The 20796-nt window shown below is 50.3% G+C and carries 23 protein-coding genes; 2 read left to right on the forward strand and 21 right to left on the reverse strand.

Annotated elements, in window-relative coordinates:
- Positions 1-33: 33 nt before the first annotated feature.
- The 12 genes from KQJ23_RS01285 to KQJ23_RS01340 all read right to left on the reverse strand — a co-directional run bounded on the left by KQJ23_RS01285 (position 34) and on the right by KQJ23_RS01340 (position 10216).
- Positions 34-708, reverse strand: coding sequence for a hypothetical protein (locus KQJ23_RS01285; RefSeq protein WP_216476806.1), 675 nt, complete (start codon positions 706-708; stop codon positions 34-36).
- A gap of 58 nt (positions 709-766) precedes the next feature.
- Positions 767-1096 carry a hypothetical protein gene (locus KQJ23_RS01290; RefSeq protein WP_216476807.1) on the reverse strand — a complete coding sequence of 110 codons (330 nt, stop codon included), beginning with the start codon at positions 1094-1096 and terminating at the stop codon, positions 767-769.
- Positions 1086-1613 (reverse strand): RNA polymerase sigma factor, encoded by a 528-nt coding sequence (locus KQJ23_RS01295; RefSeq protein WP_216476809.1) that lies wholly within the window; start codon positions 1611-1613, stop codon positions 1086-1088. The genes KQJ23_RS01290 and KQJ23_RS01295 overlap by 11 nt, the downstream gene beginning before the upstream one ends.
- A 232-nt stretch (positions 1614-1845) precedes the next feature.
- Positions 1846-2628: an IucA/IucC family C-terminal-domain containing protein gene (locus KQJ23_RS01300; protein ID WP_216476812.1), complete on the reverse strand. Its 783-nt coding sequence runs from the start codon at positions 2626-2628 to the stop codon at positions 1846-1848.
- Positions 2570-3418, reverse strand: a complete 849-nt coding sequence (locus KQJ23_RS01305; protein WP_216476814.1) for an ABC transporter ATP-binding protein — start codon at positions 3416-3418, stop codon at positions 2570-2572. Before KQJ23_RS01305 ends, KQJ23_RS01300 begins: the two co-directional genes overlap by 59 nt.
- Before the next feature lie 15 nt (positions 3419-3433).
- Positions 3434-4477: a FecCD family ABC transporter permease gene (locus tag KQJ23_RS01310; protein ID WP_216476816.1), complete on the reverse strand. Its 1044-nt coding sequence runs from the start codon at positions 4475-4477 to the stop codon at positions 3434-3436.
- Positions 4474-5484, reverse strand: a complete 1011-nt coding sequence (locus tag KQJ23_RS01315; RefSeq protein WP_216476818.1) for a FecCD family ABC transporter permease — start codon at positions 5482-5484, stop codon at positions 4474-4476. Before KQJ23_RS01315 ends, KQJ23_RS01310 begins: the two co-directional genes overlap by 4 nt.
- Positions 5485-5554: 70 nt before the next feature.
- A complete protein-coding gene (locus KQJ23_RS01320) occupies positions 5555-6574 on the reverse strand; it encodes an ABC transporter substrate-binding protein (protein WP_216476820.1) in 1020 nt (339 codons plus the stop codon).
- A 269-nt stretch (positions 6575-6843) separates the two neighbouring features.
- A complete protein-coding gene (ahpF, locus tag KQJ23_RS01325) occupies positions 6844-8373 on the reverse strand; it encodes an alkyl hydroperoxide reductase subunit F (protein WP_216476821.1) in 1530 nt (509 codons plus the stop codon).
- A 13-nt stretch (positions 8374-8386) separates the two neighbouring features.
- Positions 8387-8950, reverse strand: a complete 564-nt coding sequence (gene ahpC, locus KQJ23_RS01330; protein ID WP_216476822.1) for an alkyl hydroperoxide reductase subunit C — start codon at positions 8948-8950, stop codon at positions 8387-8389.
- 210 nt (positions 8951-9160) lie between these two features.
- Positions 9161-9928, reverse strand: coding sequence for an SDR family NAD(P)-dependent oxidoreductase (locus KQJ23_RS01335; protein WP_249529414.1), 768 nt, complete (start codon positions 9926-9928; stop codon positions 9161-9163).
- A 69-nt stretch (positions 9929-9997) separates the two neighbouring features.
- Positions 9998-10216, reverse strand: coding sequence for a hypothetical protein (locus tag KQJ23_RS01340; RefSeq protein ID WP_216476823.1), 219 nt, complete (start codon positions 10214-10216; stop codon positions 9998-10000).
- Positions 10217-10447: 231 nt separating this feature from the next.
- Between KQJ23_RS01340 and KQJ23_RS01345 the strand changes: the two genes are divergently transcribed.
- On the forward strand, positions 10448-11329 hold the full coding sequence (locus KQJ23_RS01345; protein WP_283571139.1) for an ROK family protein: 882 nt from the start codon (positions 10448-10450) through the stop codon (positions 11327-11329).
- A 112-nt stretch (positions 11330-11441) separates the two neighbouring features.
- On the opposite strand, the gene KQJ23_RS01350 is transcribed toward KQJ23_RS01345, so the two are convergent.
- The 4 genes from KQJ23_RS01350 to KQJ23_RS01365 form a co-directional block, all read right to left on the reverse strand.
- Positions 11442-13784, reverse strand: a complete 2343-nt coding sequence (locus tag KQJ23_RS01350) for an ABC transporter permease (protein ID WP_216476826.1) — start codon at positions 13782-13784, stop codon at positions 11442-11444.
- A 3-nt stretch (positions 13785-13787) separates the two neighbouring features.
- Complete coding sequence (locus KQJ23_RS01355) at positions 13788-14549, reverse strand: ABC transporter ATP-binding protein (protein ID WP_216476828.1); 762 nt, start codon at positions 14547-14549, stop codon at positions 13788-13790.
- A 94-nt stretch (positions 14550-14643) separates the two neighbouring features.
- Positions 14644-15906: a HAMP domain-containing sensor histidine kinase gene (locus tag KQJ23_RS01360; RefSeq protein ID WP_216476831.1), complete on the reverse strand. Its 1263-nt coding sequence runs from the start codon at positions 15904-15906 to the stop codon at positions 14644-14646.
- On the reverse strand, positions 15903-16589 hold the full coding sequence (locus KQJ23_RS01365) for a response regulator transcription factor (protein ID WP_216476833.1): 687 nt from the start codon (positions 16587-16589) through the stop codon (positions 15903-15905). The genes KQJ23_RS01360 and KQJ23_RS01365 overlap by 4 nt, the downstream gene beginning before the upstream one ends.
- A 155-nt stretch (positions 16590-16744) precedes the next feature.
- Between KQJ23_RS01365 and KQJ23_RS01370 the strand changes: the two genes are divergently transcribed.
- On the forward strand, positions 16745-17605 hold the full coding sequence (locus tag KQJ23_RS01370) for an alpha/beta fold hydrolase (protein WP_216476834.1): 861 nt from the start codon (positions 16745-16747) through the stop codon (positions 17603-17605).
- A 209-nt stretch (positions 17606-17814) separates the two neighbouring features.
- Here KQJ23_RS01370 and KQJ23_RS01375 read toward each other — a convergent pair whose 3' ends face one another.
- From KQJ23_RS01375 to KQJ23_RS01395, 5 genes are read right to left on the reverse strand one after another with little or no spacing between them, the layout of a single operon-like run.
- The gene (locus KQJ23_RS01375; RefSeq protein ID WP_430522270.1) at positions 17815-18243 is read right to left on the reverse strand and encodes a Na+/H+ antiporter subunit G; all 429 of its coding nucleotides are present in this window, start codon (positions 18241-18243) and stop codon (positions 17815-17817) included.
- Positions 18218-18499: a Na(+)/H(+) antiporter subunit F1 gene (locus KQJ23_RS01380; protein ID WP_249529415.1), complete on the reverse strand. Its 282-nt coding sequence runs from the start codon at positions 18497-18499 to the stop codon at positions 18218-18220. Before KQJ23_RS01380 ends, KQJ23_RS01375 begins: the two co-directional genes overlap by 26 nt.
- Positions 18496-18975, reverse strand: coding sequence for a Na+/H+ antiporter subunit E (locus tag KQJ23_RS01385; RefSeq protein ID WP_216476838.1), 480 nt, complete (start codon positions 18973-18975; stop codon positions 18496-18498). The genes KQJ23_RS01380 and KQJ23_RS01385 overlap by 4 nt, the downstream gene beginning before the upstream one ends.
- Positions 18976-18989: 14 nt before the next feature.
- Positions 18990-20465, reverse strand: coding sequence for a Na+/H+ antiporter subunit D (locus KQJ23_RS01390; RefSeq protein ID WP_216476843.1), 1476 nt, complete (start codon positions 20463-20465; stop codon positions 18990-18992).
- Positions 20458-20796 carry a Na(+)/H(+) antiporter subunit C gene (locus tag KQJ23_RS01395; RefSeq protein ID WP_216476845.1) on the reverse strand — a complete coding sequence of 113 codons (339 nt, stop codon included), beginning with the start codon at positions 20794-20796 and terminating at the stop codon, positions 20458-20460. Before KQJ23_RS01395 ends, KQJ23_RS01390 begins: the two co-directional genes overlap by 8 nt.

Genomic DNA, 20796 nt, shown 5'->3' on the forward strand with positions numbered 1-20796 from the left:
CCAGCTTATTTGCTGAGTCGGGGAGCTTTATTTTTAGCGCCAATCCATATTCACTTTGCCTCTGGCCTCATCGGCATACAGATGCAGCGTTATCCTGCCCGAATCGGGGAGGTCACTTACATCCCAAATATAAGGCGTATCCAGGTCATTCAGCAGGAGTCGCTTCTGCTCTTTGCCGTCTAGGGATATAGCCGCTTCGACCGTGCCTTTCTTAATTTCGGTGTCCAGCGTGATCTGACGGGGTTCTCCCTGCTTGATATTTATAGCCTGAACCTTTTCACCGTCAAAATACCAGAAAGACAGTTTCCATAACCCCGGCCATGTCGTTTGCGTCTGTCCGATCGAAACATTCTTGGCCGCAAACATTTCAGGCTGAGCACTATAGAGACTTCCGAAGACGATCCCGAGCACTAGCAGACTGGTTAAGATCATACCTACCAGTGCGGCGATCAGCGGCTTCTTGCTGTGCTTCGCATCTGAAGGCACGGTCATACCCGGTTGAACTAAGGAGACGCCACAATTCGAGCAGTAGTGTTTGCCGGGCTCCGTCTGGCCTCCACATGAAGCGCATCGTACTCTTTGCTGCCTGCGGCCAATCAGAAAGTAGAGCAGCAGACCCATCAGATTAGGCACTAGAACCACAATAACAGTCCATATTCTGGCATCAAGGCTGCGTGCCTTGGCATCTCGATACGTCCATACTCCCAAACAAGCCCAACACCCTAGCACCAACAGTAACACAGCGCCTATTCCAATCCACATTTGCTCATAACTTATCCACGACATAGACATTACGCTCCTTTCTGGTCCATACCTGAGCCGCTGCTGATAATGTCACCGAACAAAGAATAAAGCAGGCTCCGGTCGGCAGCGATAGCAAAGACAGCCAGGAATTTGGAAAAATAAAATTTACGCCGGCGACCAGGGTAATCGTCTGCAATCCTCCGATCAAAGTCGGCAACCACCAGGATATCTCCCGCTTGGCGGGTTGCCGGCGAATTTGCTCTAGGAGAACCGCCTGAACGGCTGGAGGCGGAATTTCTTCTTCCGTCAGAGACATACGGAGTAATCCATCTAACTTCTCGTCATCCGTCATAACCTGATTCCTCCAATCTCAATTTGAGTTTCTGACGCGCTTGATGCAACCGGCTCTTGACAGTGCCTTGAGGAATGCGCAGCGCGCTCGAAATATCCTGAACAGACATGTCTGCCATGTAATAGAGCAGCACGGGGACTCGCAAGACATCGGATAATTGCTGCACCGCCTCCCGAAGCTCAATCTGAGTTTGCTGCTGTTCTACCATTCTTTCCGTGGACTTCTCATCAGGCACTTCATTCACTTGAGCATGATTGTAGTGCAAGGGAGCAATTCTTTGTCTCCGGGCAAATTTTCTCCGTTCATCCGACCATAACCTGGTGGCTACCGACATCAGAAACCCAGCCGGATTATGGGATAAATCCAAGGTCCCCTTCATATCAAGAATGCGAAGATAGGTTTGCTGGTACAAATCATCCGCATCTCCCGGAGTAAAAGCCAGCCTTCGGCAGAAGGTGTATAACCGGGTGCCGTAATCATGTACCAGTTGTTCGACAACTTGCCTCTCTGTTGCCACGCTCTCCCCTCCCTTCACTTATATATCCGCATGTGAATGAATTCGGTTCTATCGCTCAATTATCTTTTTTTCTTCTGACCGCTCTATAATCAGTCATAGTCCTCTCGAACCGGATTCTGGAGGAACCCAGCTTTATCGTAACAGGTAAAGAAAAACCGAACTATCTACGAAATTCTACTTTAGAGTTTCGTCATAGTTCGGTTTTTTATGGATATCCCTTCAATATCATCGGTCAAGAGGTTCGCTTAGGGCAGGTTGAGCAATAGTCTTCCTGTTTATCTGAGGTTATATAGTAGAAACAGCAGGTTTTGCGTACTCTTAGCGGCTGCTCGTAGCCGGTTCTTGCCACCTTGGGGCTGTTGAACTGCATCAGAGGATTTCGCCTCTCTCCAAACAGATGGGCCGGTGCGGCATGCAGCAAGTAATGGTAGTCCTCCTCCAGCCGCTGCTTCTGCTCCAAAGTGACTTCCTTCCCAAAATTTTTCTCATATAGCCAATAAACATAGATTGCTGTGTTCTCCCACAAGATTGTTTTTGGCACCTTGGCAAGCTTGGCCAGAGCACTCCACACCCGCGACAGGTTCCCGGCAAACATGCGTTCAAGCACTTCGTCCCGCCACTCTGAACGCCGTCCGGCTGCAGGCTCCGTCATCGTCCAATCCTTCAGCCGCGCCTTGGGCAGCCAAGCTCCGCCGTGATACTCAGATTCCATCTCTCCGTTCTCCAGCTCCAGGTTATAGCCCTTGTTGAAATAGGATATGGCATACAGATTGGCAGCGATGACTAAGTAGGCATACCGTTTGGCGAACATTGATACCGCAGCCACCGATGAATCCGTCTCATAGATCTGCCTTACCTTCTGGAGGTAAGCTTGGCTTTGGTCGGGGTCCAGCAAATCAGTAAACGGTGGACAATAGGTCCGGTCCTCTGCCATCTCCCGGGTTAACCGATAGTTATCAGCCAGAACCTGATATTGCTCCGGCTGCAACGAGTTGACTATAACGTGGTTCTCCATGAATGCTCCTGCCCCTTCCATGCGGAATACATAACGGTGTGCCGAACAACGGATCCATCGTAATCTCACATTCCATGCCAAATACTTGCCGAACCAGCTCGCGTGTAATAATATCCTCGGGTTGCCCCTGAGCATATATCGACTTCTCATTCACAGCTACCACATGATGCGCGTAGCGACAGGCTAAATTCAAATCATGCAGCACCATCACGATGGTACGCTGTTCCTTCTCGTTCAATTCGAACAGCAGGTCCAGCACTTCAATCTGGTGGCTCATGTCCAAATAGGTTGTAGGTTCGTCCAGCAATAAGGTGTCAGCCCCCTGCGCTAGCGTCATGGCAATCCAAGCCCGTTGCCGCTGGCCTCCCGACAACGCATCCACCGGACGTTCAGCCAGTTCGGTCAAGCGTGTGGACTCCAACGCCAGCCGGACCATCCGTTCATCTTCACGCGACCATTGCTTGAGCCAGCTTTGATGGGCATATCTCCCCTGCCTGACCAATTGATTGACCGTCAGTCCTTCCGGAGCAGACGGGCCCTGCGGCAATATCGACATCCGCTTCGCAATCTCTTTGGTCGGCAGCTTGGCAATCTCCTCTCCACTTAGCAGTACCGTGCCTGAGCGAGGCGCCTGCAAGCGTGCCATGGTGCGCAGCAGGGTGGATTTGCCGCAGCCATTGCTGCCGATCAGAACGGTAATTTGCCCTTGCGGTATCCTTAAGTTCAAGTCCTCGATGACGGGCTCCGGACCATAAGCGATCGTAAGATTTTTGGCTTCCAATATGCTCAAGCTTCTCTCCCCCAATCAGATTTGATTTCTATTCTTGAATAGTAAATACAAGAAGAACGGCGCACCGATCCCGGCAGTAAATACTCCGGCAGGCACATCCAGCGGCAAGAAGGCCGTACGTCCAATCAAGTCGGCTCCGCATACCAGGAGTGCCCCAATAGTGGCCGATGCCAGCAGCAGGCTTCCGAACAGGTTTCCTACCAGCCTCCTGGCAATATGGGGAGCAATGAGTCCCACAAAGCCAAGAGTTCCTGCCACGGATACGGCAAAGCCCGCCAGCAACACGCTGCACAATAAGAGTCCCATACGCTCACGCTGTACCGCTACGCCTAACCCGGCCGCCAAATCATCGCCGAACGCCTGAGCGTTCAGACTTCGGGAAAACCAAAGCGACAACGGGAGGATGAGTAGAATGACTGGTAGAATGGTGTAAACTTCGCGCCAGGCTGCCCCGTAGATACTTCCTGTCAGCCAGATATAAGCCTGCCCCGCGCTATAAAAAGGACTTAGAATCAACATGAATGTCGTAGCTGCTCCGGTGATCGAGGAGACCCCGATGCCGATCAGCACCAGCCGGATGGGGGTAACCCCCGATTTCCAGGCCAACGCATAAATGACCAGTGAGGTCACCAAGGCCCCGATGACCGCAAAGACCGGCAACAGCTTGATGCTGAGGGCTCCCCCGAATAGAGTCACGAAGCCAACTGCCGCAACCGCTGCCCCGCCCGTAATCCCGATGACATCCGGCGAAGCCAGGGGATTGCGAATGATACCCTGGAGAATCGCCCCGGACATGCCCAACGCCGCACCTACCAATAGGGACAACAGCACCCGCGGCAGTCTCAGCGTCAGCACGACAAAGTCATGTTGACCCTCATTAAGTCCCAGAATCGTCCACAACACTTGAAGCGGAGAGATGAAATCACTGCCTATACTAGTCCCCACTACAGCGCAGATCAGCACGGCTGACATAAGCGACGTTATGACCAGCACCGCCCGCCGCTCGATGAGGAAGGAAAATCTCTCCCCCTTGCTGCGGAGCACATATGTCTTTCTCATACCTTGGTCCCTCCCTTGCGCGCGATATAAACGAAGAACGGCCCGCCAATCAGAGCGGTGACCACACCAATCGGCAGTTCGTTCGGCAAAATAACCAGACGCGCAATCACATCGGAGCAGAGCAGCAGCACCGCTCCCCCAAACAGCGAATAAGGGATGAGCCAGCGATAATCATTGCCGACCAGGGCTCGCATGACATGAGGAACAACAAGACCAACGAGCCCTACAGAGCCGGCCACGGCTACGGAGCCTCCAGCCAGGAACACCACGATGCCTCCCATGAGCAATTTGACCAACAGAACATTTTGGCCCATTCCCTTGGCGATATCCTCACCGGTCAGGAGTAAATTAATCGCCCGGCCCATGAAGAGCGCTACCAATGCAGCCACACTCATATACGGCAGCATAGGATACAGCATCTCCAGCGTCCGTCCGCTGACAGAACCCGCAAGCCAGAATAGCACATCCTGCAGCCCTGCTGAATTCAGAACGAGCATTGCTTGCGTAAATGACGAGAACAACGCCGTAATCGCCGTTCCCGCCAATACAATCTTGATCGGAGTGATTCCATCCCTTCCAAGTGAGCCTAGCGCATAGACAATAAGCGCCGCTATGGCCGCCCCGGCGAAGCCGAACCACATCATCGTGTTCAAGGAAGAGACAGATAACACCACAATCGAGAACACAATGAAAAAGATCGCCCCGGCATTAATGCCAAACACACTTGGCGAGGCCAACGGATTTCTTGTGAGTGCTTGCATAAGCGCTCCAGCAACCGCAAGGGCAGCCCCTACCACCCCGGCAATAACCGTTCTAGGCAGCCTTTCCGTATGTAGCACAATATGTTCAATAGAATCATCATTATAATTTCTGAACGCTTCCACGGCCGTGGAGAACGTAATTTCCGTGCGCCCAAGCACCAGGCTGGCAGCAGATGCTGCAATCAGCAAGGCAAACAGGGTCACAAGTCCCCATATCTTCGATTTGTCTCGTAACAGCGGCAGCATATTCTCACTCTTTCGTATATTGAAATGCGGAGAGACCTGCCCTTTTTAAAGGCAAGCCTCCCTGCTGCGATTAATTGAGCTTAAAGTATTCATACAGATCATCAAGCACCATGTTAGCTGTCTTATAACCTCCGGCACTATTCCATGCCACCTCATCCACCTGGACAAGCTGGCCATTCTTCACCGCATCGAGATTGGTCCATAGCTTGCTCTTGGTCCAATCCTCATAGTTCTTCTGAATGGCCTCGGTATCCGTGCCCGAATTGAAATTAAAGATCAAGTCGGCGTTCATGTCCGGAATGCTCTCCTTGGAAGCCAATATGACTCCCCATGTAGCATCATCATCATGACCTTCCGGTCTGGTGAAGCCAAGCTCCTTGAGTATTTTCCCGGCATAGCCCATATAGAAAATCCGCACCTGATCTGCCCGGAAGTTGGTAATAGTCGCTTCGATCGGCAGACGATCGCCCATCTTCTCCTTGAAGTCGGCTACACGCGCTTCCCAATCGGCCAGCAATTGAGCGGATTCATCCTGCATGTTCATCGCTTCCCCGGTCATTGCCAGCGTTTCCTTCCAATCGTAAAGGGTTTCGGTCACCACCGTAGGTGCAATCTGTGATAATTGCTCATAAATTTCTTCATGACGTATCTTAGTAGCGAGAATCAGATCCGGCTGCAGCTTATGAAGCTCCTCCAAATTCGGTTGTGTTTCTTGCCCGATAACGGGTACACCCTCCAGATCTGCCCGCAGATACTCATAAACCGGCTGCTGAACCCATGATTCTACGACCCCCATCGGCGTTACGCCAAGCGAGACGACCACATCGGTAGCCCCTTGGTACAAGGTGACGACTTTCTTGGGCGTGCCTGTAATTTCCGTTTCCCCCATGGCATGCTTAATCACACGGGTATCTTCGGCACCACTGGCTTCCGCATTGCTGCTGGCGGTCTGTTCTGTATTCTCACTCGCATTGGTTCCCTTGTTATTCGTTGCACCTTCCGCCGCTCCTCCAGGTGTACAACCGGATACAACAGCAATAATTAAAAGAAGTGCTATCGAGCTGAACAACCTTTTTCTCAACTTCAACATAACGACCATCTTCCCCCGCTTCTCCCAATTGATATTGAAACTCATTATCATTTAGGATTGTAATAGAAGCAGAGATTGATTTCAATATTTATTTTAAATTTAATTTAATTTTTACTTTCGCTTTCGCAGTATGAAATCCCCTATTCTTAGGTTTCCTTGGCATACAGTTACAAGACTGAATAGCCATATTCGCAAATAACAAAAAGGAAGACACCGTCCCAACATGGGAAGGAATGTCTTCCTTTTTCTATATCGAATCATGAAATTAATTATTGGTTCCGAATCATATAATCGAAGGCTCCAAGTGCAGCTGTTGCACCCGATCCCATAGAAATGATGATCTGCTTGTAAGCCGAATCGGTGCAGTCCCCTGCGGCGAATACGCCAGGAATTGTCGTCGCCCCGTGCTTATCAACAACAATCTCTCCCATACGTGTACGCTCCAGAGAGTCTCCGAGCCAATCCGTGTTTGGAACAAGGCCGATTTGGACAAAGATTCCGTCCAGATCGATATGCTTCTCTTCACCGCTCTCGCGCTCGATATAAGTAACACCGTTAACCTTGCTGGTACCGGTAACCTCTTTTACTTGCGCATTCTTGATCACGGTGGTGTTCGGCAAGCTGTTCAAGCGGTCTTGAAGTACAGAATCAGCCTTCAATTCCGGCATGAATTCCAGCACAGTTACATGGGAAGCGATACCGGCCAGGTCAATAGCCGCCTCAATCCCCGAGTTGCCTCCGCCGACAACAGCTACAGGCTTGCCTGCGAATAACGGACCATCACAATGCGGGCAATAAGCAACGCCCTTATTCTTGAACTCGGCTTCGCCCGGTACGCCCATATTACGCCAGCGTGCACCGGTGGAGATAATGACGGTCTTGCTCTTCAGCACCGCACCATTTTCCAGCTCCAGCTCGATCAGGTCCTTCTTCTCCAGGCGCTTCGCACGCTGTGACTTCATGATGTCGATGCCATATTCCTTTGCATGCTCTTCCAGGCTGGCAGCAAGCTTAGGGCCTTCCGTATACTTGACGCTAATGAAATTCTCGATACCCAGCGTATCATTGACTTGTCCGCCGAAGCGCTCCGCCACGATACCTGTACGAATCCCTTTACGTGCTGCATAGATGGCTGCACTTGCTCCAGCAGGACCGCCGCCTACAACAAGAACATCATAAGGCTCTTTATTCTCGAACTCCGACGGATCAGAGGTAACCAGCTTAGCCAGAATATCTTCAATGGTCATCCGGCCGCTGCCGAACACTTCCCCATTCAGATATACGGTTGGAACTGCTAGAATCTCCTTGCTTTCAACCTCTTCCTTGAAGGCCGCCCCGTCAATCATCGTATTCGAAATGCCGGGATTTAAAATGCTCATCAAATTCAAGGCTTGTACAACATCAGGACAATTATGACACGATAGACTTACATAAGTCTCGAAGCGATATTCGCCCTTGATACTCTTGATCTGGTCAATGACGCTCTGCTCAACCTTCGGAGGTCTTCCGCTTGTTTGAAGCAATGCCAGCACCAGGGAGGTGAATTCATGTCCGAGAGGCACACCGGCAAAGACAACGCCAGTATCCTCACCTGGACGGTTCACACTAAAGCTTGGTGTTCTGGACAACGTGGTGTGCTCCACCTTGATTCGATTAGACATGCTGGAGAGCTCTTCAACAAGATCCAGCATGTCCCTCGATACGGTATCCGTCTGCGCACTGACCTTCAGCAGAATATCGCCTTCCATAAGCTGGAGATATTGCTCCAGTTGCTGTTTGATTTCTGCATCCAGTTTCATGATTTCTCTCTCCTTAGATCTTGCCTACGAGGTCAAGACTTGGTTTCAGCGTCTCAGATCCTTCTTTCCATTTAGCAGGGCAAACTTCGCCTGGATTGTTGCGTACATATTGAGCAGCCTTAATCTTGTCAATCAGAGTGCTTGCATCACGACCGATGCCGTCTGCAGTGATTTCAACCGTCTGGATCACGCCGTCCGGATCGATGATGAACGTCGCGCGGTTCGCCATACCATCTTCTTCGATCAGAACGTCGAAGTTGCGGGAAATGGTATGGGAAGGGTCACCGATCATAATATAAGTAACTTTACCGATTGCTTCGGAGCTGTCATGCCAAGCTTTGTGTACGAAATGGGAGTCTGTCGATACCGAATATACTTCAACCCCGAGATCCTTCAAGGTTGCGTATTGGTCTTGCAGGTCTTCCAATTCAGTCGGGCATACAAATGTAAAGTCTGCAGGATAGAAGCAAACAACACTCCATTTGCCTTTGAAGTCAGCGTCGCTAACCTCTATGAAATTTCCGTTATGATATGCAGATGCTTTAAAAGGTAGGACTTCTTTTCCAATCAATGCCATGGTTAAATTCTCCTCCTGAAATGTGGTTTTGTTCAACTGCCTGAACAGTTATTTATACTAATTATTATATGCGAACGATTCTCAACGTCAATGATATTCACGAAGTCTTCATAATTTAGTATATCCACTACCATGAAGCGCGAAACTCTCTACATCCGCATAGAATGAGGCTATTATTGTACATTCTCCCTAGAACTATGCTCGCAAAAGCTAAATTGCAGGCATTACATTCCCGCCGCATACCGGGATGAAGGCACCTGTTGTAAAGGAAGCGAGATCACTTGCCAGGAATACCACCGTGTTGGCAATCTCTTGATCGGTTCCCCGGCGCTTCAACGGAACAGAAGACTCATATTGCGTCTGCAGCTCCGATCCTTCTTCGCGATCCCTATCGCTAATTGTCCAGCCAGGAGCCACTTGATTCACGGTAATGCCATGTTCTCCTACCTCTTTAGCAAGCACCCGGTAAAGGCCATCCATCCCCCGTTTGCCTGCTGTGTACGCGGATTGGCCCGGGAAATTCTGCATGGAACACTCGGTGTTGATCCCAATCAATCGCCCAGCCCCGCGCTCAATCATAGCCGGCAGAAATGCTTTAGCCAAATATACATTTTGTAGGACACAAGACTCAAACTGGCTGATATAATCCTCAGGACTCTGCTCCAATACGGAGGTCCATTCATACTGCACCACGGCATTCGCAACTACGACATGAGGCAATTCCCCATAGAAGCCGGAAATCTCGTCACGCATCTGTTTAATTTCGGCTTGTGAGGTAATATCCGCCTGTACCAGCAGAGCCCGGCTACCGAGCGCCTCTACCTCCTGCTTCAATTCCTCGGCCTTGCTCCGGCTGCTGCGGTAGTGAATGATCACATCGGCCCCCGCTTCAGCCAGCGTACGGACCATTACCCTTCCAAGCTGTCCGCCTGCACCCGTGACCAGTGCAATTTTACCGGTTAGATCAATAGGTATCATATCGGAATCTCCTTTTCTAAAAATAGGGATAGGTTCAAATCTATCATACCTTATTATGGAATACCTTTGTTATTCATCCATCGGCAGACTTGCTATTGCAGTAAAAAACACATCCAGAAGCTCCGTGTCATACTCAGCCAGTACATGTTCGGCGATCCTGTTCAATTCTTCTTCGCTATCGTATTCAAGGCAGGGGCGTCCTTCACTCCAAAGCACCCTGCACTGAAATAAGTGCTGCACCTGATCAATAATAAAGTCCATCTCAACAGCTCCACGACGAGCAGCCATGCTGCATGCCTCCTCCATTCCTTCTCTACGGGCGACAGGTGTACTATTGTAATGCCTCCCCTTCCTAATCCGATGATATATGATTCGCAATTTGGAGATCAAGCACCCGGAGAAATCAGGCGGCTACAATCACTTTGGGGGCTATTAAGTCTATGGTATAATCATTTTTAACAATTGATGTAAATATTAGATATTATATTGTGATACTTCTCAATGGAGGTTTTGATCATTTTGAAAACTTTAGGAGCAATAGAAGCCGGAGGAACCAAATTCGTATGCGGGATTGGAACTGCAGACGGCCGCGTTCTGGACCGGGCCAGCTTTCCAACGACAACTCCTGATGAGACCATGCGGATGGTATTTGGCTATTTTGCAGATAAGCGCATTGATGCGATGGGGATTGGCTCCTTCGGTCCGATCGACCCGATTCCCGGCAGCCCAACCTATGGCTATATTACAACTACTCCCAAGCCGCATTGGACCAACTTCAATCTGGTGGGTGCCGTTAAGGATCAGTTGAATGTTCCAATCGGCTTCGATACAGACGTCAATGGCGCTGCGCTCGGCGAATCCCGTTGGGGTGCCGCGCAAGGGCTCGATAGCTGCCTCTATATGACGGTAGGCACAGGCATCGGCGCAGGCGCCGTTATTGGCGGCAAGCTGATTCACGGACTGTCTCACCCGGAGATGGGACATATCATAGTCCGCCGGCATCCAGGGGATCCGTACGATGGAACATGCCCTTACCACAAGGACTGCTTGGAAGGACTAGCCGCGGGTCCTGCGATCGTGAAGCGCTGGAACGTACAGCATGGCACAGACCTCCCTCCGGACCATCCTGCATGGGAGATGGAAGCCTACTATTTAGCACAAGCTCTAATGAATTACGTATTAATCCTCTCCCCGGAGAAAATAGTGATGGGCGGCGGCGTAATGAAGCAGACGCAGCTATTTCCATTGATCGCCGAGAAGCTTCAGCAGCTTCTGAACGGCTATGTTCAGCATCCAAGCCTTAATCAGAATATCGGAAGCTACATCGTTCCCCCAGGACTGGGTAACAATGCCGGCCTTGCCGGCGCGTTGGCGCTTGCGGATGCTGCCATCACTTCCTGACTGTCCTTCTAAGCATGAGCAAGAGTACAAAAAAGAGGGCGTCCCTCAGTCATCAATGATGACTTTTGGGGCACCCTCTTTTCTATTATGCACTCTGCTAAGCACCGTGCTTCTATTCTGTGATCAATTCATAGGTGCTGATATGCTTAATTCGATAAGACACCAGCACGGATACAATGTAGGACAGAGCAATCATGCCTGCGCCTAACAGAAGTATCCCGGACAGCGGAAGACTGAAATGAACATTGAAGATGCCTACACCGGATAACAGGAAGGCCAGCAGCGGGTTCGTCAGCAGATATCCCATGAAGCCGCCCAGCACAATCCCGGCGGCCACAACAGGCACAAAGCTTAAGGCAATCTGGTTCATCAATTGGAGCGTTGTAAAGCCGATGGCCTTGAATATGCCCAGCTCCCGGCGGCGCTTCAATATCATCGTCTTGATGACCAGATACAGGATCAGAATGACGACGATGGCCGTAATGCTCAAGATCAGGAGCATAACTGAAAATAGTGCGGCGGTGTATATGCTGCTCTGGCTATTGAATACTTCCTCCAGATCCGTTACGGATTGCAGACGATTCCCCATCTGTCCCTGAAGCTTCGCGATAAAGCCCTTCGTGTCCTCATGGTCCAGATAGACATTAAATACACTGCTCTCATAATCGGGAGCCAACTGCTCCATGCCCTCGGTCGTCATGGAGACCAGCAAGCCCAGGAAGTTGATGGACTGGCTTAGTCCGGTGATCAGATAGGTCTCTGAGCGCCCTTGAACATTCACTGTTACTTGATCTCCGATTCCCTTGCCGATCTCCTTGGAGATTGCTCCGGAGATTCCGATCTCATTCGCATACTTCGGATAGCGCCCTTTATAAAACGTATCATTGTCTAATCGGCTGAAATCCTCTGTGACCTGTGTATAGTACCGCCGGCCTTCCACTTCCGTGTTCAGAATGTCCTGGATTGTCAGCTTGGCAACCCCGTCCATTGCTTGAACTTCTTCCATAAAGACTCGGCTATCCGTGCCGGGCTGCGTGATGACAACCACATCGGCCGTCTCTGAGCCAACCAGATGAATAAACGCCGTTCGGTCCGAGCCGATATTATAATACAGCATCACTGCGAAGACAGAGGCGAACGTGACGGCAGCAATAATTAAAGAAATCAGGATATTTTGCTTAAGATTGCCGAGCATCGTCTTCCCGGCCAGCATCCAGATTACGCTTCCGCCTGATTGATCCAGCGGAAAACAATTCTTGCGGAAGCTGTGGGCGGCCATGCCTCCGCGCAGCGCCTCGACTGGCTGAAGCTTGTGAATGCGCCGGGAGCTCCAACGGGTAACCGCCAGTACCGTTAAGAGAATCAACAACAGACTGGCAAGATTCAGCGGTACCTCAAGCTTTGTCGTCCAGAGCAGACCGGCAAGGGAGGAGATAATTCCACCAAAGACCGGCATGGCAAGGTAGGAAAGCAGCAGTCCTATGACTCCCGAGAAAGCGGCGATACCTGTGAACTGCAGGATCATAGAGCCGCGAATCTCCCGGCTCGTATAACCAAGCGATTTCAGAATCCCGATGTTTACCATGCCGTCGTCGATACTGTTAATGATGCGAAAATGGATTACGATCAAGGAGACAGCCACAATGATCGCTGCAAAGGCAATCAGAATCATCGCCACAATGTTGACTGTCATTGTATTGGCCGATTTGACCGTCACGACATCACCCGTCCAGAAAAAACCGGCACCGAAATACGCATCCAATCCGAATTGTCTGGAATAGTCAGCTATCAGCCCAGGAGCATCATCACTGTTCTCTAAACGTACGGATAAGAAAGTGGCCTCTGCCTGTTCCCCCAGCTCGTTCTCGAGTTCATGATACCCCCTCTCCGGAAGCATAAACTTGATCATGCCCATATCAATGTTGCCTAGCAGCGCAGATTCATAAAAGCCGGCAATCCGGAAGCTGTATGCCTGATCCGAGAGTTTCAATGTAAAAGTATCCCCAAGCTTATAGCCGCCGCCGACCTTAAAACGATAGGGGAGATAAATGTCCTCATCTGATAAAGATTCCAGACGCTCACTGAATTTCGGGTTGGGAAATTCCCGCTCCGCACCCGCATTGACCACCATGAGGGCTGAGGACAGCTCGCTGCCGCTATATTGGAAGCGCGCAGACTGAAGCAACAGAACCGATTCCTGCAAAGCCTTTACAGCTCCCGGATAATTACTTAGATACTCCAGCTGCTCCGGTTGATATTCTTCCTGCCTCATGAGGATGCCTGCATGAGCCTCTTGGAGCTCCTCTACCTTTTGTTCATAAAAAACTTGCAGGCTAAACAAAACCGTCAGCCCGATATTCAATAGCAATGTGGAGATCAAAATGAGAAGAGCCAAAGAAAGGGCGGCGCTTGGCGTCTTACGAATATTGGCGAATGCCAGCTTGAGTACATGCATCGCCTACCACCCCATTCCGGAAAGAAAAGCCAGCAGCTTCTCATTTCGAATGGAGGGCTCCTCTTCGCCATAGTGGTTCAGACGTAAATCCCCGCAAATTACACCATCACGAAGGTACAGCACCCGATTCCCTCGCAGCGCTGATTTCAGATCATGGGTCACCATAATCAGACTTTGGCCGCTGTTGTGCACTTCGGTCAGCACATCCAATACCTGCGTGCTTGTCGCCGAATTCAGTGCACCGGTAGGCTCATCGGCAAACACGATTTGGGGGCGGTTAATGAGCGCACGTGCGATGGCTGCCCGCTGCGCCTCTCCCCCGGACATTTGTGAAGGGAATTTGCCCCATGACGAGGCTTCCAGCCCTACCTGGGTCAACAGTCTCTTTGCTTCTGCCGTCAGCGCCTTCTTGTCCTTGCTTACCAGCAATCCGCCGGCAAGCACGTTGTCCAGCACGCTCATATGATCCAGCAGATGAATCTGCTGGAAGACAAACCCGCAATACTGTCTTCTGAAGATGGCTAGTTGGTCGTTGCTTAAGCCGGATAAATAACGGTCTCCAAAATAAATATCACCCATTGTCGGCTTGTCCATGCCGGATAAGGTGTAGAGCAATGTAGACTTGCCGGAGCCGGAGCTGCCCATGATGACCGTAAAATCGCCCTTGCCGATGGCCAGATCGAGATTTTTAAGCACATGCTGCTGTTCACCGCTGCTGGAGAAGCTCTTGCATAATTTTTCTGTTCTTAGGATTGGTTGCCCCATTGATATGTCCTCCATCCGGATATCGTCGTTATACCCTGATTATACCGGGGCAATTCTTAGCCGATCTTTGTGCAATTCTTAACTGTTTCTTAATTCATGAATCCAGCTTGATCAGAAGCATGACCGTAAATCCGTCCGTACGGTTCAGACACTCCAGCTCCCCCTGCATTTGCTGCATGAAATAATGAGAGATGTAGAGTCCGAGTCCGGCACCGCTTTTTCCTGAAGCATTACTCCCCCTGTAGAACTTGTTCAAAATCAGCGGAAGCTCCTCCTCCGCTACACCTGGGCCGTAATCATCTATTTGTACCATCAGGTGGGTGGGCGTCAGCATGCTTGTAATATGAATAGAGGTTCCGGCATATTTCAGCGAATTGCTGATCAAATTGTCCAGCACCTGCTGAAGACGAACGGGATCCGCCTGAATTATGCATTCCGGAACGGGATCCGCAGCAATTCGATCATCAATATTGGCACCCGCTATCATCTCGTTCAATACGGTGCTGTATATTTCCTTGGGAGTGACTTTCAGCTCCTGTAATTCTTCCATGGTGGCGTGAAACATATCGGTAATGAGCAGATTGATCTGCTCTGCCTTGGCATGAATCGTATTTACTTGCCGGAGGGACTTCTCCTCTTTCAACTGCAGCAGTAACAGCTCACTGATCGCTTTAATGGAGGCAATCGGAGTCTTGATATCATGGCTCAGTGTGGCGACCAGCTCTTTTTTGCTGCGATTCGCCTCATACTCGCTCTTCTTGGCAGCAGCCAGCTCTTCCCGCATAATATCAAAGCTCTCGGTAAAAGCTCCGAACCAATTACTCCGTTCCATCTGCAGGGGACTGTCCAACCGGCCGAGGGCTATATTGCGGGCGAACACCTGAAGCTTTGAGAAAGGCCGGACAAGCGTCCGATATAAGATGAGCATAAAGATGCCGCCAAACACGGCAAGACTTAAGGAAAATATGAGTGTAGTCCACACCAGCCTGTGCCGGATTTGCTGAAGGCTATCCTGGACATCGCTATACATGATGATCTGTCCCGCCGGTTCTCCATCAATGACAAGATCGACGATCGGCATCCGCTGCCGGAATGCAGACTCCAGCCCTTCATATTGCCCCGGCCGGGTTTCGTAGAGCAAATTACCAGCAGGATCCAGCACCGCAAAAGGAACAGTCCCCACTTGATCCTCTATTTCATTAAAAGAAGGCCACTTCTGCCGGACGGTATGCACGATTTCGTTCAAAGCCACGGTGTCGACCTCCGTATGGATCGGAAAAGTGAGTTGTACGCCTATGGCTACAGCGCCACCCAGTAAAATGATCAGCAGCAGAGCAATCAATGATTTCCAGCTCATCCGTTGCGATCCTCCAGTATATAGCCTGTCCCCCACACGGTCTTGATATATTGGGGGTCATGGGGATGAAGCTCCAGCTTCTCCCGGAGATGACGGATGTGTACATTCAACGTGCCGTCACCGGTAATGGAATCTCCCCATACCTTCCGGAACAGTTCATCCTTGGGCAGGACCCGGTTCTTATGCTGCGCCAGATAACATAGCAGCTTGAATTCCATCGTCTTCAGCTTGATATCCTGCCCCTCGGCCCTGACCCGGTTCTGCGCCATATCAATAACGACATTACCGAATCCCAGGGTTTGCCGCTCCGTTGTCTGTGTCCCATAGCGCTTCAATACGGCCTTCACCTTAGCCAACAATACGCTTAGGGTATACGGCTTCTGGATATAGTCGTCGCCGCCAATATTAAGCGCGATTAGAATATCGTCGTCACTTGAACGGGCACTTATGAACAAAATCGGAATCTGCGTGACCTGTCTTAGCTTTTTACATAAATCAAATCCAGAGTCATTCCCCAGATTAATGTCCAATAGAAGAAGCGACACTTCATGCTGCTGCAAAAAGGCGAGGCACGCCTCCGCACTTGTCACATACGACGATTGAAGGTCGAACATATTAAAATATTCATTCGTGGTCTCAGCCAGCACCTCTTCATCATCCACGATCAAGCAATCATATCTCACGGCCTTCTCTCCCTGCCTATTTCCGATAGTTAGAAACCTCTCCTCCCCATCTTATACCACAATTTGAATCGATTTCGCTTCTTTAGTACAACTTTCATAGCAAATCCAATACAATAGAGCTATCTATGAAGAACTGAAATGAGGGATTCTCTTTCATGACCGCAGAGCATTCATTCGGAACAAGTCATTATGTGACACTTGAAAACGGCCGCAAGCTCCACTATATGCGCAAAGGAAGCGGGGATACGACTGTGGTATTCGAGTCCGGAATGGGCTCCTCCCGCTCTACCTGGGGATTGGTTCAGCCTGTTGCCAGCCAGCATGCAAGGGCCGTCGTCTATGACCGGGCAGGCTATGGAAAGAGTGATCCTTCCCCTGCTCCAAGAACGCTGCATCAGATGGCGCTGGACCTGAACCGCCTGCTCGACGAACTGGGCGAAGGCCCATTTCTCCTGGTCGGGCATAGCTGGGGCGGCCCTATCGTTCGTACAGCAGCCGCGCTCAAGCCGGACAGAATAAAAGGACTTCTATTAATCGATCCGTCAGACGAGAACTGCGATCTGTATTTCTCCAGGCTGGCGCGAATAAATTTTGCAGTACAGCGCTCCCTTCTTCCTTTCATGGCAAGAACCGGACTGTACCGCAAACTCGGCAGCAAGACCGGAAGTGTCCAGCCGAAGGATATCGCAGCGGACTATGCCCGTGAGGACTTCACAATTCAAGCGGCAAAAACAGTCAATGAGGAGTCCAGGCAAATGTTGGCTGAGCTGACGAAGCTCAAGCAGGATCCGCCCAAATTGGGTGAACTCGCTGTCCGCATTCTATCCGGCACCCTTGTTACAGGTGCTGAACGGCAAATCCGGCCAGCCATTGTGAAGGCTCATCAGCAGAGCGTCGCTTCCTTGTCCAACGGGCGCTGGGTAGAAGCCCCTAACTCTGGTCACATGATTATCTATAGCGAGCCGGAGCTCATTGTCCAGGAGATTGTCGACATGCTGGGAACGGATGACCGTTAGCGATCAAATAGTCTGAAAAGGCTTGCTAACAATCCAAAATGTCCATTAGAGAACACGAAAGGCGAGGCAAGCCGCTGGGTGCTAGGAACGCAGCCGTTGCACAAGGGAGGCCCTACGACGCGCTGCTTGGCGGAGTCTCCCGTTCCTTCACTACTTACCAAAGAGGGCACCCAATCCTTCATCTTCGGATTGAATGCCCTTCACTATTTTTAGTCCACAGTCAGAGGCTTGATGCCTCCTTCAACGACTTCCACTTGCTCCTCATCCTCGGAGTCCAGATTCTCATTCTCCATATAATAGTCCTTGAGCTCGTCCTGAACCGTGCTCTCCGCCAATGGCACATGGTGACGGTAGGCTGACCGGCAGATCATATGCGCAGCCACCGGAGCGGTCAGGAAGACGAAGAAGATTCCCAGAATCAGACGAATGCTGAAATAACCGTCTAGAATCAGGAAATACAGCAATGTCCCCATAAGCGTAGACAACACGCCGAGCGTAGAACTTTTAGATGCAGCATGAGACCTTGTATATACATCCGGGAGCCGAACATTTCCTATCGCACTGATCACACTGAAGATGGCCCCGATCAGGATGAGTACGGCCCCAATCACCTCACCGCTTCCGCTCAATGACAACACCCCTTTCGAGGAATTTGGCGAAGGCCGTCGTACCTATGAAAGACAAGATGCCGATAAGCAGGATAAGATCAAAGAACGCATGAGTATGGAGGAAGACCGAGAATACCGCAATACCGGCAATAATATTGATGCCGACAGAGTCGAGCGCCTGAACCCGGTCCGCACTGGACGGGCCCTTCACGATCCGGTACAGATTGCACATAATCGCCACGACCAGCAGACATAAAGCAATGATCATAAGGGTCTCGAATATCATTTTCTTGTCACATCCTTTATGGCTTTTTCAAATATCGTCTTGGACTTGATGACGGACTCTTTCGAGTCAGGCATATTCAGGCCGTGAACATAAAGCACCTTCGAATCCCCGGATACCTCCATCACGACCGATCCTGGCGTCAGGCAGATTAACAGGGACAACAGCGTAATCTCCAAATCTCCCTCTAAATCCGTCTCTACCTTGAAGATGCCCGGCTTCACATCCAGCTTAGGACGAAGCACATGCTTCATCACCATCATGGCGGAGGTAATCAATTCATGAATAAAGATTACAAAGAGCTTGCCCACAGCGGCTAAGGTGAACAAATAATAAGGCTTCTTGAAGAAGCGCCGCATGAAGAACAAAATGATCAAGCCGACAATATAGCCGCTGATGAAATTTAATCCGCTTGTTTCATCCTGCAGAAACATCCATAAGTAAGCAATAAATATATTGAGCAACACTTGAACGGGCATAGCATTCTCCCCCTTTAGTCAAACACGGCCTGAATATAGAGACTCGGGTTCAGCAGTTCTTCCGCTGCCTGGGTCACATAGCCCGCAATTCCTTCCGCTCCGATGCCAAGAGCCAGACTGACAACCGTCAAGAGCAGGATCGGAACAAGCAGACCCTTCGTTGTGCCAACTTCCTCCTCCTCACTCAGAAGCATCTCGCCCCAGAAGGCGTTCATGAACAGCTTAATCATGGAGAATAGAATGAACAGGCTCGCGACAAGGCCAATGCCTCCCAGCCAGAAATAACCGGCTTCGAAGGTGCCCTGAGTAATGAAGACTTTTCCGAGAAAGCCGCTCAATGGCGGAATACCTACCATAGACAGTGCGGCGATGAAGAACATCCAGCCCAGTTGAGGATGACGGCGGATCAAGCCGCTGATCTCCCTCAAATTGCTGGTCCCGGTCAGATGAACGACCGTCCCCCCGATCAGGAATACCAGTGCTTTGATAATCATGTCATGCAGCAAATAATAGATGGAGCCTGAAATCCCCGCCGTAGTGGAAGATACCAATCCCGCTATGATGAACCCGACACTGATGATCACGTTGTAGGTTAATATTTTCTTCAAATCCCAGAAGCCGATCGCTCCGATTCCGCCTAATATCATTGTGACCGCCGCCAATATCCCGATGAACAAATGAGTAATCTGCGGCTCATGATAAAAGATCAACGTAAACATCCGGAAGATGGCATAGATTCCCACCTTGGTGAGCAATGCGGCGAATAGGGCAGCGATCGCAGTCGGAGGTGCACTATAGGATCCCGGAAGCCAGAAGAACAGCAGCAATCCGGCCTTTAAGGCAAAGACGATCAGGAACAAAAATGCGACGGTTGTGATCATTCCGTCCTGCCCAACTTCTGCAATCCGAAGCGACAAGTGCGCGAGGTTCAACGTTCCGGTAATGGAGTAGAGATAGGCTACTCCCATCAGGAAGAAGGACGAAGAGATGATGTTCGTGAAGATATATTTCAAGGATTCCCGAAGCTGCCTTTTTTCACCGCCAAAGGTGATGAGTACATAAGAAGCTACCAGGAACAGTTCGAAGAAGACATATAAATTAAATAAATCCCCAGTCAAAAAGGAGCCGTTAACGCCTGTGATCAAAAATAGAAACAAAGGATAGAAGTATAGCTTCTGCTGCTTTCTTCCGATCGTCGGGAATGCGTAGATCAGACAGCATACAGCAACAATGGAGGTGACCAGCAACAGCAAAGCACTGAACATGTCGCCGACAAAGCTAATTCCATACGGCGCTTCCCATCCGCCCAGTTGAAGAGTCTGAATTCCATCAAGCCGGATTTGATTCATTAATAGCACAGAGACGACAGCCGTAGCCAATAAGGCAATCAGGCTAAGCACCCGCTGAAGATGAATATTGGTGTGAACGATAATTAGCACCATCCCCGTCAACAACGGAATGACCACCGGTGCAATTAATAGATTATTCATTCGCCTCCCCCCTTAGCTGTTCCATATCGTCGGTTTCAAAGCTCTGATAAGCCCGGTAGCAAAGCACCAGTACCAGAGCTGTCACGGCAAAGTTGATCACGATCGCCGTCAGAACCAGGGCTTGAGGAATCGCATCCGTGAACACCTTATTACGCTCCCCTAGCAGAGGCGGTCCGCCTGTCTTCAAGCCGCCGGAAGCAACGATCAATAAATTTACGGCATGGCCGATGATGGATGTGCCTAAGACAATCCGCAGCAAATGCCTGGATAAGATTAAATAAGTGCCGATGGATACTAGGATACCGACCAGAATAACAATGAGTGTGTCCAT

It is taken from the genome of Paenibacillus brevis (assembly GCF_018919145.1).
Classification (GTDB): Bacteria; Bacillota; Bacilli; order Paenibacillales; family Paenibacillaceae; genus Fontibacillus; species Fontibacillus brevis.

Coding starts and splice junctions, on each gene's coding strand:
- KQJ23_RS01290 (WP_216476807.1), bottom strand. CDS start 1,096: ATGACGGATGACGAGAAGTTAGATGGATTACTCCGTATGTCTCTGACG.
- KQJ23_RS01300 (WP_216476812.1), bottom strand. CDS start 2,628: ATGGAGAACCACGTTATAGTCAACTCGTTGCAGCCGGAGCAATATCAG.
- KQJ23_RS01310 (WP_216476816.1), bottom strand. CDS start 4,477: ATGAGAAAGACATATGTGCTCCGCAGCAAGGGGGAGAGATTTTCCTTC.
- KQJ23_RS01315 (WP_216476818.1), bottom strand. CDS start 5,484: ATGCTGCCGCTGTTACGAGACAAATCGAAGATATGGGGACTTGTGACC.
- KQJ23_RS01320 (WP_216476820.1), bottom strand. CDS start 6,574: ATGTTGAAGTTGAGAAAAAGGTTGTTCAGCTCGATAGCACTTCTTTTA.
- ahpF (WP_216476821.1), bottom strand. CDS start 8,373: ATGAAACTGGATGCAGAAATCAAACAGCAACTGGAGCAATATCTCCAG.
- ahpC (WP_216476822.1), bottom strand. CDS start 8,950: ATGGCATTGATTGGAAAAGAAGTCCTACCTTTTAAAGCATCTGCATAT.
- KQJ23_RS01335 (WP_249529414.1), bottom strand. CDS start 9,928: ATGATACCTATTGATCTAACCGGTAAAATTGCACTGGTCACGGGTGCA.
- KQJ23_RS01340 (WP_216476823.1), bottom strand. CDS start 10,216: ATGGCTGCTCGTCGTGGAGCTGTTGAGATGGACTTTATTATTGATCAG.
- KQJ23_RS01350 (WP_216476826.1), bottom strand. CDS start 13,784: ATGCATGTACTCAAGCTGGCATTCGCCAATATTCGTAAGACGCCAAGC.
- KQJ23_RS01355 (WP_216476828.1), bottom strand. CDS start 14,549: ATGGGGCAACCAATCCTAAGAACAGAAAAATTATGCAAGAGCTTCTCC.
- KQJ23_RS01360 (WP_216476831.1), bottom strand. CDS start 15,906: ATGAGCTGGAAATCATTGATTGCTCTGCTGCTGATCATTTTACTGGGT.
- KQJ23_RS01370 (WP_216476834.1), top strand. CDS start 16,745: ATGACCGCAGAGCATTCATTCGGAACAAGTCATTATGTGACACTTGAA.
- KQJ23_RS01380 (WP_249529415.1), bottom strand. CDS start 18,499: ATGATATTCGAGACCCTTATGATCATTGCTTTATGTCTGCTGGTCGTG.
- KQJ23_RS01385 (WP_216476838.1), bottom strand. CDS start 18,975: ATGCCCGTTCAAGTGTTGCTCAATATATTTATTGCTTACTTATGGATG.
- KQJ23_RS01390 (WP_216476843.1), bottom strand. CDS start 20,465: ATGAATAATCTATTAATTGCACCGGTGGTCATTCCGTTGTTGACGGGG.
- KQJ23_RS01395 (WP_216476845.1), bottom strand. CDS start 20,796: ATGGACACACTCATTGTTATTCTGGTCGGTATCCTAGTATCCATCGGC.